The sequence below is a fragment of the Denitraticella aggregata genome (assembly GCF_048158365.1).
GTDB lineage: Bacteria > Pseudomonadota > Gammaproteobacteria > Burkholderiales > Rhodocyclaceae > Azoarcus_F.
On sequence record NZ_JBLLNL010000005.1, the window covers coordinates 95,130 to 110,039 of the forward strand.

15 protein-coding genes are annotated in these 14,910 nt (G+C 65.8%); 9 read left to right on the top strand and 6 right to left on the bottom strand.

All coding sequences use genetic code 11. The features are described from left to right. Positions 1-114: 114 nt before the first annotated feature. Positions 115-336 (bottom strand): hypothetical protein, encoded by a 222-nt coding sequence (locus ACKVEX_RS08175; RefSeq protein WP_473215219.1) that lies wholly within the window; start codon positions 334-336, stop codon positions 115-117. Between ACKVEX_RS08175 and ACKVEX_RS08180 the strand changes: the two genes are divergently transcribed. Together ACKVEX_RS08180 and ACKVEX_RS08185 are read left to right on the top strand one after the other, a co-directional pair. Next, positions 335-2,266, top strand: a complete 1,932-nt coding sequence (locus tag ACKVEX_RS08180; RefSeq protein WP_473215220.1) for a TonB-dependent receptor plug domain-containing protein — start codon at positions 335-337, stop codon at positions 2,264-2,266. The two genes, ACKVEX_RS08175 and ACKVEX_RS08180, sit on opposite strands and share 2 nt — an antisense overlap. 74 nt (positions 2,267-2,340) lie before the next feature. After that, positions 2,341-3,795: a DegQ family serine endoprotease gene (locus ACKVEX_RS08185; protein WP_473215221.1), complete on the top strand. Its 1,455-nt coding sequence runs from the start codon at positions 2,341-2,343 to the stop codon at positions 3,793-3,795. Between the two features lie 163 nt (positions 3,796-3,958). Here ACKVEX_RS08185 and ACKVEX_RS08190 read toward each other — a convergent pair whose 3' ends face one another. Continuing rightward, the gene (locus ACKVEX_RS08190) at positions 3,959-9,775 is read right to left on the bottom strand and encodes an excinuclease ABC subunit UvrA (RefSeq protein WP_473215222.1); all 5,817 of its coding nucleotides are present in this window, start codon (positions 9,773-9,775) and stop codon (positions 3,959-3,961) included. A 90-nt stretch (positions 9,776-9,865) separates the two neighbouring features. Here ACKVEX_RS08190 and ACKVEX_RS08195 point away from each other — a divergent pair, with 90 nt between their 5' ends. Next, complete coding sequence (locus tag ACKVEX_RS08195; protein WP_473215223.1) at positions 9,866-10,384, top strand: isochorismatase family protein; 519 nt, start codon at positions 9,866-9,868, stop codon at positions 10,382-10,384. Between the two features lie 124 nt (positions 10,385-10,508). Here the strand turns inward: ACKVEX_RS08195 and ACKVEX_RS08200 are convergent, their stop codons facing one another. From ACKVEX_RS08200 to ACKVEX_RS08215, 4 genes are all read right to left on the bottom strand, one after another. Beyond that, a complete protein-coding gene (locus tag ACKVEX_RS08200) occupies positions 10,509-10,814 on the bottom strand; it encodes a hypothetical protein (protein WP_473215224.1) in 306 nt (101 codons plus the stop codon). Between the two features lie 378 nt (positions 10,815-11,192). Next, a complete protein-coding gene (locus tag ACKVEX_RS08205) occupies positions 11,193-11,588 on the bottom strand; it encodes a CBS domain-containing protein (RefSeq protein ID WP_473215225.1) in 396 nt (131 codons plus the stop codon). A gap of 13 nt (positions 11,589-11,601) precedes the next feature. After that, complete coding sequence (locus ACKVEX_RS08210; RefSeq protein ID WP_473215226.1) at positions 11,602-11,949, bottom strand: P-II family nitrogen regulator; 348 nt, start codon at positions 11,947-11,949, stop codon at positions 11,602-11,604. Next, on the bottom strand, positions 11,946-12,098 hold the full coding sequence (locus ACKVEX_RS08215; RefSeq protein WP_473215227.1) for a DUF1538 family protein: 153 nt from the start codon (positions 12,096-12,098) through the stop codon (positions 11,946-11,948). Before ACKVEX_RS08215 ends, ACKVEX_RS08210 begins: the two co-directional genes overlap by 4 nt. A gap of 256 nt (positions 12,099-12,354) precedes the next feature. On the opposite strand from ACKVEX_RS08215, the gene arfB reads away from it, so the two are divergent. The 6 genes from arfB to mbhE are packed head-to-tail and all read left to right on the top strand — an operon-like array spanning position 12,355 to position 14,898. Then, positions 12,355-12,768 (top strand): alternative ribosome rescue aminoacyl-tRNA hydrolase ArfB, encoded by a 414-nt coding sequence (arfB, locus tag ACKVEX_RS08220; RefSeq protein WP_473215228.1) that lies wholly within the window; start codon positions 12,355-12,357, stop codon positions 12,766-12,768. A gap of 20 nt (positions 12,769-12,788) precedes the next feature. After that, the gene (locus ACKVEX_RS08225) at positions 12,789-13,298 is read left to right on the top strand and encodes a Na+/H+ antiporter subunit E (RefSeq protein ID WP_473215229.1); all 510 of its coding nucleotides are present in this window, start codon (positions 12,789-12,791) and stop codon (positions 13,296-13,298) included. Then, positions 13,295-13,609 (top strand): MrpF/PhaF family protein, encoded by a 315-nt coding sequence (locus ACKVEX_RS08230; protein WP_473215230.1) that lies wholly within the window; start codon positions 13,295-13,297, stop codon positions 13,607-13,609. Before ACKVEX_RS08225 ends, ACKVEX_RS08230 begins: the two co-directional genes overlap by 4 nt. Beyond that, on the top strand, positions 13,602-13,934 hold the full coding sequence (mnhG, locus tag ACKVEX_RS08235) for a monovalent cation/H(+) antiporter subunit G (protein ID WP_473215231.1): 333 nt from the start codon (positions 13,602-13,604) through the stop codon (positions 13,932-13,934). The genes ACKVEX_RS08230 and mnhG overlap by 8 nt, the downstream gene beginning before the upstream one ends. Continuing rightward, positions 13,934-14,200, top strand: coding sequence for a Na(+)/H(+) antiporter subunit B (locus ACKVEX_RS08240; protein ID WP_473215232.1), 267 nt, complete (start codon positions 13,934-13,936; stop codon positions 14,198-14,200). Before mnhG ends, ACKVEX_RS08240 begins: the two co-directional genes overlap by 1 nt. Continuing rightward, positions 14,197-14,898 carry a hydrogen gas-evolving membrane-bound hydrogenase subunit E gene (mbhE, locus tag ACKVEX_RS08245; protein ID WP_473215233.1) on the top strand — a complete coding sequence of 234 codons (702 nt, stop codon included), beginning with the start codon at positions 14,197-14,199 and terminating at the stop codon, positions 14,896-14,898. Before ACKVEX_RS08240 ends, mbhE begins: the two co-directional genes overlap by 4 nt. Positions 14,899-14,910 lie beyond the last annotated feature (12 nt).

The following is a 14,910-nucleotide window of genomic DNA, read 5'->3' on the forward strand; positions in this document are numbered from 1 at the left end:
GTTGCGTCGAATACGTTGCCCGAATGATGCCATGTTAGCGGAATCGCTGTTCATACGACATCTGCCGAATCTGCAACAAAGCGAAACCTCGATGCCACTGGGACCGCTCGAACGTCAGTCGGTTCGGCGCAGAACGCTTCCCGCGTTATAATCCTTTTCGCATAACAACACGAGCAGAACGTCCTCACTCACCACCATGCGGTTGATTTCATGCGCATCGGGCCTGATGCCGACCCTCTTGACATTGGCATCTAGCTCACCGACTTTGGCCCATGCCGAGCACATGGAATCGTCATTTCTGGAAGCACTGCCGGTGGTGCTGTCGGTATCCCGCATGCCGACCGCGCTCCAGGACGTCCCGGGTGCGGTTTCGGTGATCGATCAGGACCTGATCCGGGCCACCGGCTACCGCAGCATCGCGCGACTCTTCCGTCTCGTACCCGGCATGCAGGTGGGGCAGGAACGCGGCAACGACGACTGGGTGACCTATCACGGGCTCGGCCAGGATTTTCCGAACAACATGCAGGTCCTGATCGACGGTCGCTCGGTGTATTCCCCGCATTTCTTCGGCGGCGCAAACTGGGGGGCGCTGCCGATCGACCTGGCCGACATCGAGCGCATCGAGGTCATCCGCGGTTCGGACTCGGCTACCTACGGGTCGAATGCCTTTCTCGGCGTGGTCAATATCATCACGCACCACACCCGCGAGGACCGCGGACCGTCGGTCGGGATCCGGGTCGGCCAGTCGGGCATTCGCGATGCCTCGGCGCGCATGGTCGCACACCAGGGTCCGCTCGGCGTCAGGGTGTCGGCCAGCAGCCGCAATGACGATGGCTTCTCCAGGCTGCGTGACGACAGCCGCATGAACACGGGCAATCTGCGCGCCGACCTGCGCCTGGACGCTGCCAGCGAAATCAGCCTCTTCGCAGGGATCAGTGAAGGCCGCAACGGGCTTGGTCATCGCGGCACCCCGTTCAACGGCTCGGGCGAGCGCGATGGACACATCGACGACACCTTCGTTCATCTGCGCTGGACCCATGCGCCCAGCGCAGACGAGGCGATCACGCTGAGCTGGTACCAGAACCGCGAGAAGACGCGCGACAAGTGGGAAGTGGACGCGCCGGCCCTGGGGCTGACCGGCATCCCGGTGAACCAGAATCGCAGCAGTCGACGTGACAATCTCGAACTCGTGCACCGCCTTGCGACGGCCGGTGGTCTGCGCGTCGTGTGGGGTGCCGAACTGCGTCGCGACTCACTCGACGCACCGATTCTGTTTCACGGCAGCAACAATGAGAGCGAGCGCCTGTTCCGCCTGTTCGGCAGCCTGGAATGGCGGATCGCCAACGACTGGCTGCTCAACGCCGGCGCGATGGCCGAGCGTTTCGAGAATGATTCGCCGCGTCTGTCGCCCCGACTGTTCATCAACTGGCAGCCGGACCCGAAACAGTCGTGGCGTGCCGGATACTCCCGCGCCTACCGGCATCCGTCGCTGTTCGAGCGCAATGCGGATGTTCGCGTGCTGTCACCCGATGGCGAATTGCTGCACCAGCGGCATATCGCCAACCCGCGCATCGATGCACAGCACATCGACACGCTCGAGCTGGGCTATCGCGGTGATCTGCCGTTCGTCAGGGCCAGATTGGATGCGCGACTGTTTCGTGAACGCATCTCGGAGCTGATCTGGCGGCAGCGCATCGATGCCTTCGAACCGATCGACGCCGCCCGTCCGTATGTCGTAGTCCCTGCGCCGGGCAGCCGGCATGCCGCGATCCAGCAGACGCTGGGGGCAACCCGCTGGTTCAACCTGCCTCGGCATGTGGACCTGACCGGACTCGAGTACCAGCTGCGCTTCTCGCCCTGGAATAATGGCGAGATGACGTTCAATCACGCCCTGATGCGCATGAGTGCACCGTCGATGCCGCAGGTCGAGCGTAGCGTGGCCCCCTATGTCGCAAGCCTCAGCTGGCAGCAGCGCGGTAAGCTGTGGCGCAGCATGCTCACGTTGATGCGCATGGGGCCGATCGATGCCGGCAGCGGCTATGTCCCCGACTATCGCTACACCGTTCCGGCCTACACGACGCTGGACGCGAGCATCGCGCGCAGCTTGAGCGTAGCGGGTATCCCGGCCGAGGTTCGTCTGACCGGTCTCAACCTGCTCTGCAAGCATCAGGAACTGGCCCATCGTCCGTTGCAGAGCCAACGCGACCGACGGGACGGGAACCAGGTCGAACCGCAGGTCTATCTGACGCTGACTGCGGACTTCTGAACACCTTCGGGAACATGCGGGACTCGCGCTCGTCTACGCATGCTGATCGACCAACCAGAAAGGTAGCGAGGAACATGCGAACAATGATTCTGTCGGCAGTGCTTACGGTACTGCTCGTGGCCGGCCTGCCCAACACCCCCATCCTGTCGAACGCGCTGGCCGACACGCACGCAACGCTGGTGCAGCCCAATCGGTTCGGACTCCCGGACTTCGGCGATATGGTCGAGGAAGTGGGAGACGCGGTCGTCAACATCATTGTCGTCCGCCGAGTCGCGACCGCCGAGCGCAGTGGCGCACCCGCTCCGGACGATCCGATGTTCGACCTGTTGCGTCGTTTCGGCATTCCGTTGCCGGGCATGCCCGGCCAGGAGCGCGGCCCGCGCAGCAGTCGCGGCATCGGTTCCGGCTTCATCGTCAGCCAGGATGGCTATGTGTTGACCAACGCGCATGTGGTCGCCGAGCGGGGCGCGGATACGGAAGTCACGGTACGGCTGATCGACCGGCGCGAATTCACCGCCGAAGTGATCGGCAGCGACCCGCGTACCGACATCGCGCTGCTCAAGATCGACGCTGCAGACCTGCCGACGGTACGCATCGGGGATCCGGAACAGTCGCGCGTCGGCGAATGGGTGGTCGCGATGGGGTCACCATTCGGCTTCGACAACACCGTAACTGCCGGCATCATCTCGGCCAAGGCGCGACGCCTGCCTGCAGAGACCTATGTGCCGTTCATCCAGACCGATGTCGCGATCAATCCGGGCAACTCGGGCGGGCCGCTGTTCAACCTCGCTGGCGAGGTCATCGGCATCAATGCGCAGATCTACTCGCCGTCGGGCGGCTTCATGGGCATCTCGTTCGCAATCCCGATCGATGTCGCGATGAACGTCAAGGATCAGCTGATCGAGTTCGGTCGGGTCCAGCGCGGCAAACTCGGCGTGACGATCCAGGCGGTGGACGCCGATCTGGCACAGACCTTCGGACTGTCCGAACCGGCCGGGGCGCTGGTCTCCAACGTCGAGCCGAACAGCGCGGCAGCCAAGGCCAAGTTGCAGCCGGGCGACGTCGTGCTGTCGGTCGACGGCGTGAAGGTCGCCGATTCGGCCGATCTGCCTCGCATCATCGGCGAGAAGCGGCCGGGAACGCAGATTCGAATTGAGATCTGGCGTGACGGCCGCAGCCGCGACATCACCGCCACACTTGACGAGATGCAGTCTGAAACCATCGCCACTGCAGCCATGCCGGCACGCCCCGGCGAGGATGCCGGCAGTCGGCTCGGTCTCACCGCCCGGGCGCTCACCGCCAACGAGGCCAGCCAGGTCGACGCGGCCGGCGGGCTGATGGTCGAGTCCGTCACCGGTCCGGCGGCCAAGGCCGGGTTACGCCAGGGCGACGTGATCCTTGCGCTGAACAATCAGCCTGTGAGCACGGTCGAAGCGTTCCGCAGCCTGCTCGGCCAGGCCGGTGATCGCTTCGCGCTGTTGATCCAGCGCGGCGGTTCGAGGCTGTTCGTGCCGGTGCGCATCGAGTGATCGCCAAGGGGATCGTCTCGAACGATCCCGGGTCGAACATCGACTTCCGTCCCCCGCTGCGAGGCTCTACGAGGACCTCGCAGCGGGGGATGAATCCTCATGGCAGCGTGATCGCCGACTGATCCATCCGGCCGCGACCGATCACCTCCATCGCCTGTGCAGGTCATGCACTGTTTGCGTCCGAAGGTTCGACGCGGCGTTGCCGCATGAATTCACCCAGAATGCGCGCGGTATGCGAGACGGGCTGGTCGCACACCGATTCCACCGGCCCCTGCGCGACGATCTCGCCGCCGTTCTCGCCGCCTTCCGGACCGAGATCGATCAGCCAATCTGCCTCGGCCATCACATCGAGGTCATGCTCGATCACCAGCACCGTGTGACCGGCATCCACCAGGCGGTGCAGCACCCGGATCAGCTTCTCGACATCGGCCATGTGCAGACCCACGGTCGGTTCGTCCAGCACATACAGCGTGTGCTTTTCGGGCGGCAGCGGCCGGCCGCCGGTGGGCAGCCCCTCGCCGGCGCGGCCGCGCACCTTGGCCAGTTCGGTCACCAGCTTGATCCGCTGTGCCTCGCCGCCCGACAGCGTCGGACTCGGCTGCCCCAGCGTCAGATAGCCCAGCCCCACATCGTTCAGCAAAGACAGCGGATGCGCGATCGACGGATGCGCACCGAAGAATTCCACCGCCTCCTCGACCGGCATCGCCAGCACGTCGGCCACCGACTTGCCGCGCCATTTCACCGCCAATGTCTCCGGGTTGAAACGGCCCCCGCCGCACACATCGCAGGGCAGCTTCACGTCCGGCAGGAAGTTCATCTCGACAGTGATCTGCCCCTGACCCTCGCATGCCGGACAACGGCCCGCACCGGTGTTGAACGAGAAGCGTGACGCGCTCCAGCCGCTGGCCCTGGCATCGAAGGTCTCGGCGAACAGCTTCCGGATCGCATCCCAGAAACCGACATAGGTCGCCGGACAGGAACGCGGCGTCTTGCCGATCGGCGTCTGATCCACTTCCAGCACCCGCCCGACCGCCTGCCAGCCGTGAATCGCATCGCAGCCCAGTGGCTGGAAGGTCGCGGCCGACACAGCGACCGGAGCGGCAAACTTCGACGCCGCCGCGCCCTTGCGCCCCCTCGCAGGGGCACCCTCGGTCGCGGCGGCGCTACGACCGGCCTGCTTGCCGGTCCGCGCGCTCGCCGCCCCGCGCACCAGCGACGCCAGCAACACGTCGCGCGCCAGCGTGGACTTGCCCGAGCCGGACACGCCGGTGACCACGGTCAGCCGGCCGAGCGGCACACGCGCGTCGACCGCGTTGAGATTGTGCAGCGTCGCGCCCTCGACCGTGATCGCCGGGTGGTCGTCGCCGACCGTGCGGCGCGGCTGCACCGGATGCCTCAGCGGCGCGCGCAGGCACGCGCCGGTCGCGGATTCGGGCGATGCGACCAGATCGGCGAGGCGACCTTCGGCCACGACCCGGCCACCGCGCACGCCGGCACCCGGGCCGAGATCGATCACATGGTCGGCACGCCGGATCGTCTCCTCGTCATGCTCGACCACCAGCAAGGTGTTGCCCCGATCGCGCAATGCCTCGAGCGTGTCGAGCAGCAACTGATTATCGCGCGGGTGCAGGCCGATCGTCGGTTCGTCCAGGATGTAGCACACGCCCCGCAGGTTGGAGCCGAGCTGTGCCGCGAGCCGGATGCGCTGCGCCTCACCGCCGGACAGCGTCGGCGCGGCACGGTCGAGGGCCAGATAGCCCAGACCGACCTTTCTCAGAAACGCGAGCCGCCCCTGTATCTCGTCCTTCAGATCGCGGCCGATGTCGGTCTCGCGGCCCGCCAGTACGAGCTGGTCGAAGAAACCGGAGACCCGCTCGACCGACAATGCCGACAGCGCGTGGATGCCCTGCTCGCGAAAGCGCACCGCGCGCGCCACCGGGTTCAGCCGCGCACCGGCGCAGGCCGGGCAGACCGTCCCACCGCCTTCACCCGCGTCCAGCACGTCGGCCGCATCGCCCAGGTCCAGCGCATCCGGATCCTCGACCCGGCCAGTGATCTTCAGCCCGGTGCCATAGCAGCTGGGGCACCAGCCGTGCTTTGCGTTGTACGAGAACAGCCGCGGATCCGGTTCGGGAAAGCTCGTGCCGCAGCATGGACAGGCGCGTCGGGTCGAGAAGGTCACCGGGTTGGCACCGAGCGCACCGAGCTCGAGCACCTTGACCACGCCCTTGCCGTGCTCCAGCGCGTCGCCGAGCTGGATGCGCAGCGTCGCCTCAAGCTCCGCCCTGACCACCAGCATGCCGACCGGCAGGTCGATCACATGCTCCTTGTACCGGTCCAGCCGCGGCCATTTGCGGGTCGGCAGATATTCGCCATCCACGCGCAACTGTTCGTACCCCTTGCCGCGCGCCCATTTGGCGAGATCGGTGTACAGGCCCTTTCGATTGACGATCAGCGGCGCCAGCACCTCGATCGACTTGCCCGCGAAATCACGCTGGATCTGGGCCACGATCGCATCGAAGCTCTGCGGCACCACCGGCACGTCGCACTCCGGGCAGTACTGGGTGCCGAGCTTCACATACAGCAGACGCAGAAACGGCTGGATCTCGGTCAGCGTGCCGACCGTGCTCTTGCGCCCGCCACGACTGACCCGCTGCTCGATCGCGACCGTCGGCGGGATGCCGAACAGGGCGTCGACGTCCGGCCGGCTCGCCGGCTGCACGAACTGGCGCGCATACGCGTTCAGCGACTCGAGGTAGCGCCGCTGGCCTTCGCCGAACACGATGTCGAACGCGAGCGTGGACTTGCCGGAGCCGGACAGGCCGGTGATCACCGTGAACCGGTCGCGCGGGATGCGCAGGCTGACATCCTTCAGGTTGTGCTCGCGGGCATGGCGGATCTCGATCGCGTTGTCACGTACCACCGGGTAGGCGGCACGCGCTTCGGCCGCGATCGGCTGCGGCGAGACCGGGTCGGCGGCACGCGCCAGCGCGTCGGACCACGCGCGCATCGCGCGGCCGGTGTGCGATGCGGCACAGCCCATCACAGTCGAGGGCGTGCCGGTGGCGATGACTGCGCCGCCCTCCTCGCCGCCTTCCGGGCCGAGATCGATGATCCAGTCGGCGGCGAGCAGCACATCGAGATTGTGTTCGATCACGACCAGCGCATGACCGGCATCGAGCAGTTTGTCGAACGCGAGCAGAAGCACCGCGACATCCTGGAAGTGCAGGCCGGTGGTCGGCTCGTCGAACAGGAACAGCAACCGGTCGGTCTTCACATCCTCGCCCGGCTTCGATAAGGCTTTGCGCGGCCGGGCTTTCGCGTAACCGGCCGGTTTCCTGCGTCCCGCCTCGGCCAGGTGACCGGCGAGTTTGAGTCGCTGCGCCTCGCCGCCGGACAGGGTCGGCACCGGCTGGCCGAGACGCAGGTATTCCAGGCCGACATCGGCCAGCGGCGCGAGCACCCGCTGGATCTCCGCATCGTCGGCAAAGAAGCCCAACGCTTCCGATACGGTCATGTCGAGCACATCCGCGACCGACCGGCCGCGCACCTGCAGTTCCAGCACTTCGGGGCGGTAGCGCCTGCCGTCGCAGTCGGGACAGCGCAGGTACACATCGGACAGGAACTGCATCTCGACGTGCTCGAAGCCGGAACCTGTGCAGGTCGGACAACGCCCGGTGCCGGCGTTGAAACTGAAGGTGCCCGGCGTGTAGCCACGGCTCTTCGCGTCCGGCAGGCCGGCGAACTGCTTGCGGATCGCGTCCCATGCGCCGACGTGGCTGACCGGGGTCGAGCGCGCGCTCTTGCCGATCGGTGACTGGTCCACCATCACCACGCCGGAAAGATGCGCCAGACCTTCGAGCGCTGCATGGGTCCCGGGGGTCTCGCCCGCCTGGCCGAACTGGCGCGCCAGCGCCGGATGGAGCACGTCCTGGATCAGCGTGGACTTGCCCGAGCCGGACACGCCGGACACGCATACCAGCGAACCGAGCGGAATGCGCACATCGATGGCGCGCAGGTTGTGCTGCGCGGCCCCGATCAGCGTGAGCGCCGGCCCGTCCGCCTCGACCGGCCGGCTTCGACGACCGGCATCGACACGACGGCGGCCCGACAGATAGGCACCGGTGACCGAGTCCGGGTTGGCCGCGATCTCGGCCGGCGTCGCATAGGCGACGATCTCGCCGCCGCGTTCGCCGGGGCCGGGTCCGATGTCGAGCAGGCGGTCGGCCGCGAGCATGACCTGCGGATCGTGCTCCACCACGACCAGCGTGTTGCCGGCGTCGCGCAGGCGGGTCATCACGCCGAGGATGCGGTCGATGTCGCGCGGGTGCAGGCCGATCGACGGCTCATCGAGCACGAACAGCGTGTTGACCAGCGATGTGCCCAGCGCAGTGGTGAGGTTGATGCGCTGCACTTCGCCACCGGACAAAGTGCGTGACTGGCGGTCCAGTGTCAGATAGGACAGTCCGACGTCGGCGAGATAGTCGAGCCGGCTGCGCAACTCGCCCATCAGCAGATCGGTCGCTTCGTCCAGCGGTACTGGCAGCTCGAGTCGCTCGATGAAGGCCCGGACCTTGCTGATCGGCAGCGCCATCAGTTCGTGGATCGCCAGGCTGGTCAAGCTTCCGTCGATCAGGTTGGCGCCGTGCGTGGTATCTGCGCCGGCCACGGGGGGCGACGGGCTTCGTTCGCTGCGGGGCAGAGGCCTCAGCCCGTCGTCCCCCCCGTCCAGCGCTGTCGCCGCGGGACGCCTTTCTCCCAGCCGCCATAAGAGTGCCTCCGGCTTCAGACGTGCCCCATGACAGGCCGGACATTCCGTGTAACTCCGGTAACGCGACAGCAGCACCCGGATGTGCATCTTGTAGGCCTTGGTCTCCAGCCATTCGAAGAATCGCCGCACGCCGTACCATTTGCGCGGCCAGGACGATTCCCAGCTCTTCCAGCTGTCGTCGCCCTCGAGCAGCCAGTGGCGATGCTCGGGCGACAGCTCGCGCACCGGGACGTGCATCGGGACGCCGTACTTCTTCGCCATCTTGTCGAGATCGTCCTGGCACTCCCTGAAGCTCGGACTCTGCCAAGGCTTGACCGCGCCGTCGGCCAGCGTCCTGGATTCATCCGGGATGGCCAGGCCGAAATCGACGCCGATCACGCGACCGAAACCACGACAGGTGTCGCAGGCACCGACGGCCGAGTTGAACGAGAACAGGCCGGGGGTCGGATCGGAATAATGGATGTCGCAGTCCGCACAGTGCAGATCGCGGCTGAAGCGCCACAGGGTCTCGGCAGGTTCGGTCAGGGCATGCACCGCGATGCGCCCCTTGCCGTGTTCCAGCGCGGTCTCGATCGCGTCTGTGATACGGCTGCGCTCGGCGCTTCCGATGCGAAAGCGATCCTGCACCACGTAAAGCACGTCCCCCGTCTTGCCGGGCATCCGTGTATGGATGCGGGTATAACCCTGGCGCTTGAGCAGGTCGGTGATCTCGGCTTCGCTGAAGCTGGCCGGGATCGGCACCGGGAAGCTGACGACCAGACGCGGATCATGCCCGGCACAGCGTTCGGCCAGCGCGGTGACGATGCGGTCGGTGTCGTCGCGCGTGACCCTCGCCCCGCAGCCGCGGCAGCAGAGGTTCGCGGCACGCGCATACAACAGCTTGAAATGGTCGGCGAGCTCGGTCATCGTGCCGACGGTCGAGCGCGAGGTCCGCACCGGATTGGTCTGGTCGATCGCGATCGCCGGCGGGACGCCTTCGATGCGGTCCACCCGCGGTCGGTCCTGGCGGTCCAGGAACTGGCGCGCATACGGCGAGAAGGTCTCGACGTAGCGACGCTGGCCCTCGGCATACAGCGTGTCGAACACCAACGAGGATTTCCCCGAACCCGACACGCCGGTGACGACGGTCAGTTCGTTCAACGGCAGATCCAGCGACAGATTCTTCAGATTGTTCTGGTTGGCGCCGCGAATGCGAATCGAGTCGGACATGGGCGAGGGGCGGGCTTAAACTGTGAGGGACCGGAGACAGATTCTATCGCCGCGTCCAGGTTCCCTTCGGAAAACAATTCTGAGTGCCGCATGACACACGCTGCCCTGCTCATCGTCGACGTCCAGCACGGCTTCATCAACGATGCGACCGCGCATATTCCAGCGCGGGTCCAGGCCTTGCAGGCGACCTACCCGCTGGTGATCGCGACCCGTTTCCTGAATCTGCCGGGTTCCAACTACCGTCGCCTGATCCACTGGCATCGTTTCGGGCCGGACAGCGACGACATCGCGCTCGCATTCGAGCCCCGGGCGGATGCGGTACGGCTCGACAAGCCACGCTACACCTGCGTGGATGGCGACTTTCTCGCGCTGCTGGATGCGCATCGGATCGACGCGATCCATGTGTGCGGCATCAACACCGACATCTGCGTCACCAAGTGCGCGGTCGATCTGTTCGAGGCGGGGCGCACCCCGGTGGTGCTCGCGCACTATTGCGCCAGCCATGCAGGCCAGGACTTTCATGATGCCGCACTGCGCATTCTGGCAAGATTCATCGGCCGCGATCAGATCCGCTTCGGCGAGGCCGGGCACACCGGTGTCGGGGCCTGATTCAGGCCAGGATGAGCCTGCCGGATCGTTCGTGACAGGAACGGCCCGTCCGTAAAAAGTCGGGGCCCGGACGACTTTCGTCGTCCGGGCCCCGGGATTCGCCGAAGCGAATGCGTTCGGTGAATTACTTGCCGAGCTTCTGGAACTGGGCCATCGCCGTCTGACTGGCCTGGGTCGCCAGCGCGGTGAAAGCTTCGCCCTGGGACTTCATCAGGTTGAACAGGCGGGTGTTGGCGTCGACATTGAATTTGACGACATCTTCCGGGGTCTTCAGGCTCTTGGCCTTCTCGACTTCGCTCTGGAAGAAGGCCATCAGCTCTTCGCCGGACTTCTTCTGCAGTTCGATGGACTTGCCGATGGCTTCGGCTTGCATGGCCATGAGGGCCTGGATGGCTTCGACGGGCTTCTGGAAATCAAGTTTGGTAGTCATATTCGTTCTCCGGTTTATGAAATGTTGCAGTGCACAATTGACACTATATACATCTGCACCCGAGAGTCAAGGACAATCGTAAGAATATTCTTCATGGGTCAAACTCGCACGTCGGATCAGGCGCAGTTGAACTCACCCGGACTTTCGTACCGACCCTGTGCGCGATGGTCAGGTTTGCCGGCAATCCGGTGCTGTCCGGCGCGCTGGCCTCGGGCATCGGGTAAGCGGCCTGGTACACCCGTGCTGCGCGCCGCCTGACCCGGAGATTCGGCACCTGCCGCTGAGGGTGCGACGCGGCTTCGTCCGGGCGGGCGTGTCAGTGGGCGAATGCAGACCGCGGACAGCCCCGTGGGGGCATGCGGCCCGGACCACGGCGCGTCAGTCGTCTTCTTCCGCCATCTCCAGAATCGCACCGACGATGTCGTTCATCGTGACGATCCCGGCAAGCTCGTTGGTCGCGGTCACCAGCAGGCGGCGAATGTTCATGCTCACCATCAGGCGTGCCGCATGTCTGACGTCGAGTTCGCGTGATATCGTCAGCGCCGGCTTCGCGCAGATGTCGTAGACGTTGATCAGATCGATGTCGCCTTCCTCGGCGACGATGGTCTTCAGGATATTCGTATAGGTGATGATGCCGAACGCGTCGTGCTGGTCACGCTTGTCGACCACCAGCGACTTCACGCCGCGCTGCTTCATCACGCGCATCGCGTCCCGGATCGTCGCCAGCGGCGAGATGGTCACGACCTCGCGAACCATGATGTCTTTTACCAGCATGCCGATCCCCCTGTCAGAGTTCGTTCTTGATGTGCTCTTCGAACTGGTGAATCTGCGTCAGGTCGATGCCGGCGATATGTTCGAGCGGTATCGTGAACACCACGCCCTTGGTGTGGTTCCTGAGATCCAGTTCCTTGCTGATGTCCTTCAGTATCGTAAGCGACAGTTTCTTTTCGAGCACGAAGACCAATACCGACTGGCTGCCCTCGTAGGTCAGTCCGAAGAAGGTTTTCTTCTCCTTCGCGCCGATTCCGCGGGCATCGAGAATGGTGACGCCGCCGGCACCGGATCGCTTGGCCACATCGATGGCCTTCTCCTCCAGATCTTTGGCCAGGATCGCAACGAGTACCGAGAATTTCACGATGTTTCTCCTTTGCTCCGGGTAAGCCCTGCAGCGTAAAGAGCATAAAGCATCACGGTCACGATGGGAAAAATGGACGCGAACGCGATCAGGCCGAATCCGTGGGCGAGCCATGGCGCCGCGGGAGCGACCAGCAAAGCCAGGCCCATGCACCGCCCTCGGATACGCTCATGTTTTCAGGATAATGCAGCACCGACGCGGGGGCAAAGAAGATCGCCCGCCGGACCGGGATCAGCCACCCGGGTGACGGTGCACGCCGTGGCATCCGACTCGCCCGACAGATGCTTTTGCGCTAATGTGTTCCGGGCGGATCGATCCGCAACGACACATTCCGATCGATCCATCGAACCCTTGCGATCCGGCCGCGTGCGGGCGCGGTCGGTCCTCGAATGCCAGGACTCCGACATGTCGATCATCACGCCAGGCTTGTGCATACGCGACGACGAAGTCGACATCACCGCGATCCGGGCGCAGGGCGCCGGCGGGCAGAATGTGAACAAGGTGTCGAACGCGGTACACCTGCGCTTCGACATCCGGGCCTCGTCGCTGGACGACGCGCTGAAGGCGCGCCTGCTGGCGCTGAACGACGACCGGATCACCCGTGACGGCGTAATCGTGATCAAGGCGCAGAAATACCGCAGCCTGGACAAGAATCGCGAAGACGCGATGCTGCGGCTGCAGAAACTCGTGGACAGCATCGCGACGCCCCCGCGCCCACGCAAACCGACCCGTCCGACCGCCGGATCACAACGCAAGCGCCTGGAGCGCAAGCAGTTGCACGGTCGCCTGAAGGCAAGCAGGGCTCGCGTGCACGAGTAGGAAACGATGCGAGGACAACGATGAACGCGCTACCCGGACCTTATTCCACCGCCTTTGCGATACGCGGCCTCGGGCTGGCGGCGCTGTGGTGGGTGCTTGCCGGAGGCGAAGCCTGGGCGGCCGGCGGCGTGCTGGCGCTGCTGATCGCGGGGATTAGCCTGTTGCATACGCCACCGTCCGAATATCGCCTCGCGATCCGCCGTATCCCCGGCTTCACGGTGTTCTTCCTGACCCAGTCGCTGCGCGCCGGTGTCGACGTCGCCCAACGCACGCTGGACCGGTCGCTGCCCTTGGAGCCGGCAATGCTGCGCGTCCCGCTGCGCCTGCCGGCCGGTGCGCCCACCTGGTGGCTGATGCTGGTGATCAGCCTGCTGCCGGGCACCCTGAGCGTACGTCTGGCGGGCCGGACGCTGGAGCTGCATTGTCTGGACGAGCGCCTCGACGTGCTCGCCGATCTGCGTCGCGCCGAAACCGCGATCGGGCGTCTGTTCGACTGCGAGCCCGCTGCGGACGGAGCCGGCCCACGATGAGCCTGCCCGTGGATGCGCTGCTGGATCTGTTCGCGCTCGCATTGCTCGGGTCGCTCGCGCTCGGGCTGATCCGTATCTGGCGCGGCCCGGGGTTCGCCGACCGCATGCTCGCCGCGCAACTGCTCGGCACCACTGGCGTGGCGCTGCTGATCGTGCTGGCCGAGCGCATGGCACAACCGGCGCTGCGTGACGTCGCGCTGGTGTTGGCCCTTCTGGCGCTGCTCGCGGTGCTGGCCTTCGTCGCCCGGGTGTGGACCCCGGACGATGTCGCCAGGAACGAAACACGACGCAAGGGGCCGCCCGATGATTGAGTGGCTGCGCATGCTGCTGATCGCGACCGGGGTCGGATTCTTCATCGTCGGCTCGGTCGGCCTGCTGCGCTTTCCGGATGTGTACACCCGGGTGCATGCACTGACCAAGGCGGACAACCTCGGCCTGGGCCTGATCGTGCTTGGCCTTCTGCCTGGCGCGGATTCGATCGCGGCCGGGGCGAAGCTGGTGCTGATCTGGTTGCTCGCGCTGGTCGCGTCGGCCTGTTCCGGCTATCTGGTCGCGCGCACCGCGCGTCGGCGCGGGGTCGCACCGTGGCGGGCCGCCGCCAGCCGGGACGCGCGTGCGCAGGGAGATGAACGGTGATGGGCTGGTTCGACGGCCTGCTGGGACTCACGTTGTGCGTGACCGCCGCGCGCGCATTGAGCTCGCGCGACCTGTTTCGCGCGGTGGTCATGTTCATCGTGTTCGGACTGCTGATGGCACTGGTCTGGATCCGGCTCGACGCGCCGGACATCGCACTGGCCGAGGCGGCCATCGGTGCCGGGCTGACCGGCGTGCTGCTGCTGGATACGCTGGGTTACCTGCGCCGTCGCTTCGAGGCCCGCGAACACGAGGCGGACGAGCAATGAGGCCGCGTCTGTGGATCGCGGCGGTTGCGAGCCTGCTGGTGGCGCTCGCGCTCGGTTTCGCAATCCTCGAACGACCGGTGCCGACCGAAAATCTGCCGGCACGAACCGCCTCGGCGATCGGCGACGCCGGTGTCGCCCATCCGGTGACCGCGGTGCTGCTCGAGTTTCGCAGCTTCGACACGCTGCTCGAGATCGCGGTGCTGCTGGTCGCGGTGGTGGTCGCGCTGGCGCTGCGCGAGGCGCAGCCCGATGGCGCCGACCGCATGGGCCTGGACAATCCATTGTTGCACGCGGTGATCGGCCTGCTGCTGCCCTTGATGCTGCTGGTCACCGCCTATCTGCTGTGGGCCGGGAGTACGCGACCCGGCGGGGCCTTTCAGGCCGGCGCGGTGCTCGCCGCCTGCGGGGTGCTGCTGCGCCTGTCGGGCACGACGCTGCACGGGCTGGAGCATGGCGCATCGCTGCGCATCGGTCTTGCGGCCGGACTGCTGGTTTTCGTCGCGGTCGGCGCCGCGCCCATGATCGGCGGCGGCTTGTTCCTGGACTACCCGGATGCCTACGCCGGCGGCCTGATCCTGTTCATCGAGGTCGCGCTGACGCTGTCGATCGGGCTCGCCCTGCTCAGTCTCTTCCGGCTCGCGCCACCGCAGTCGGACAGCCCGCACTTCGATGACCGGCGACTCGGCAAGCGCGAATGAGATGCCGATGAG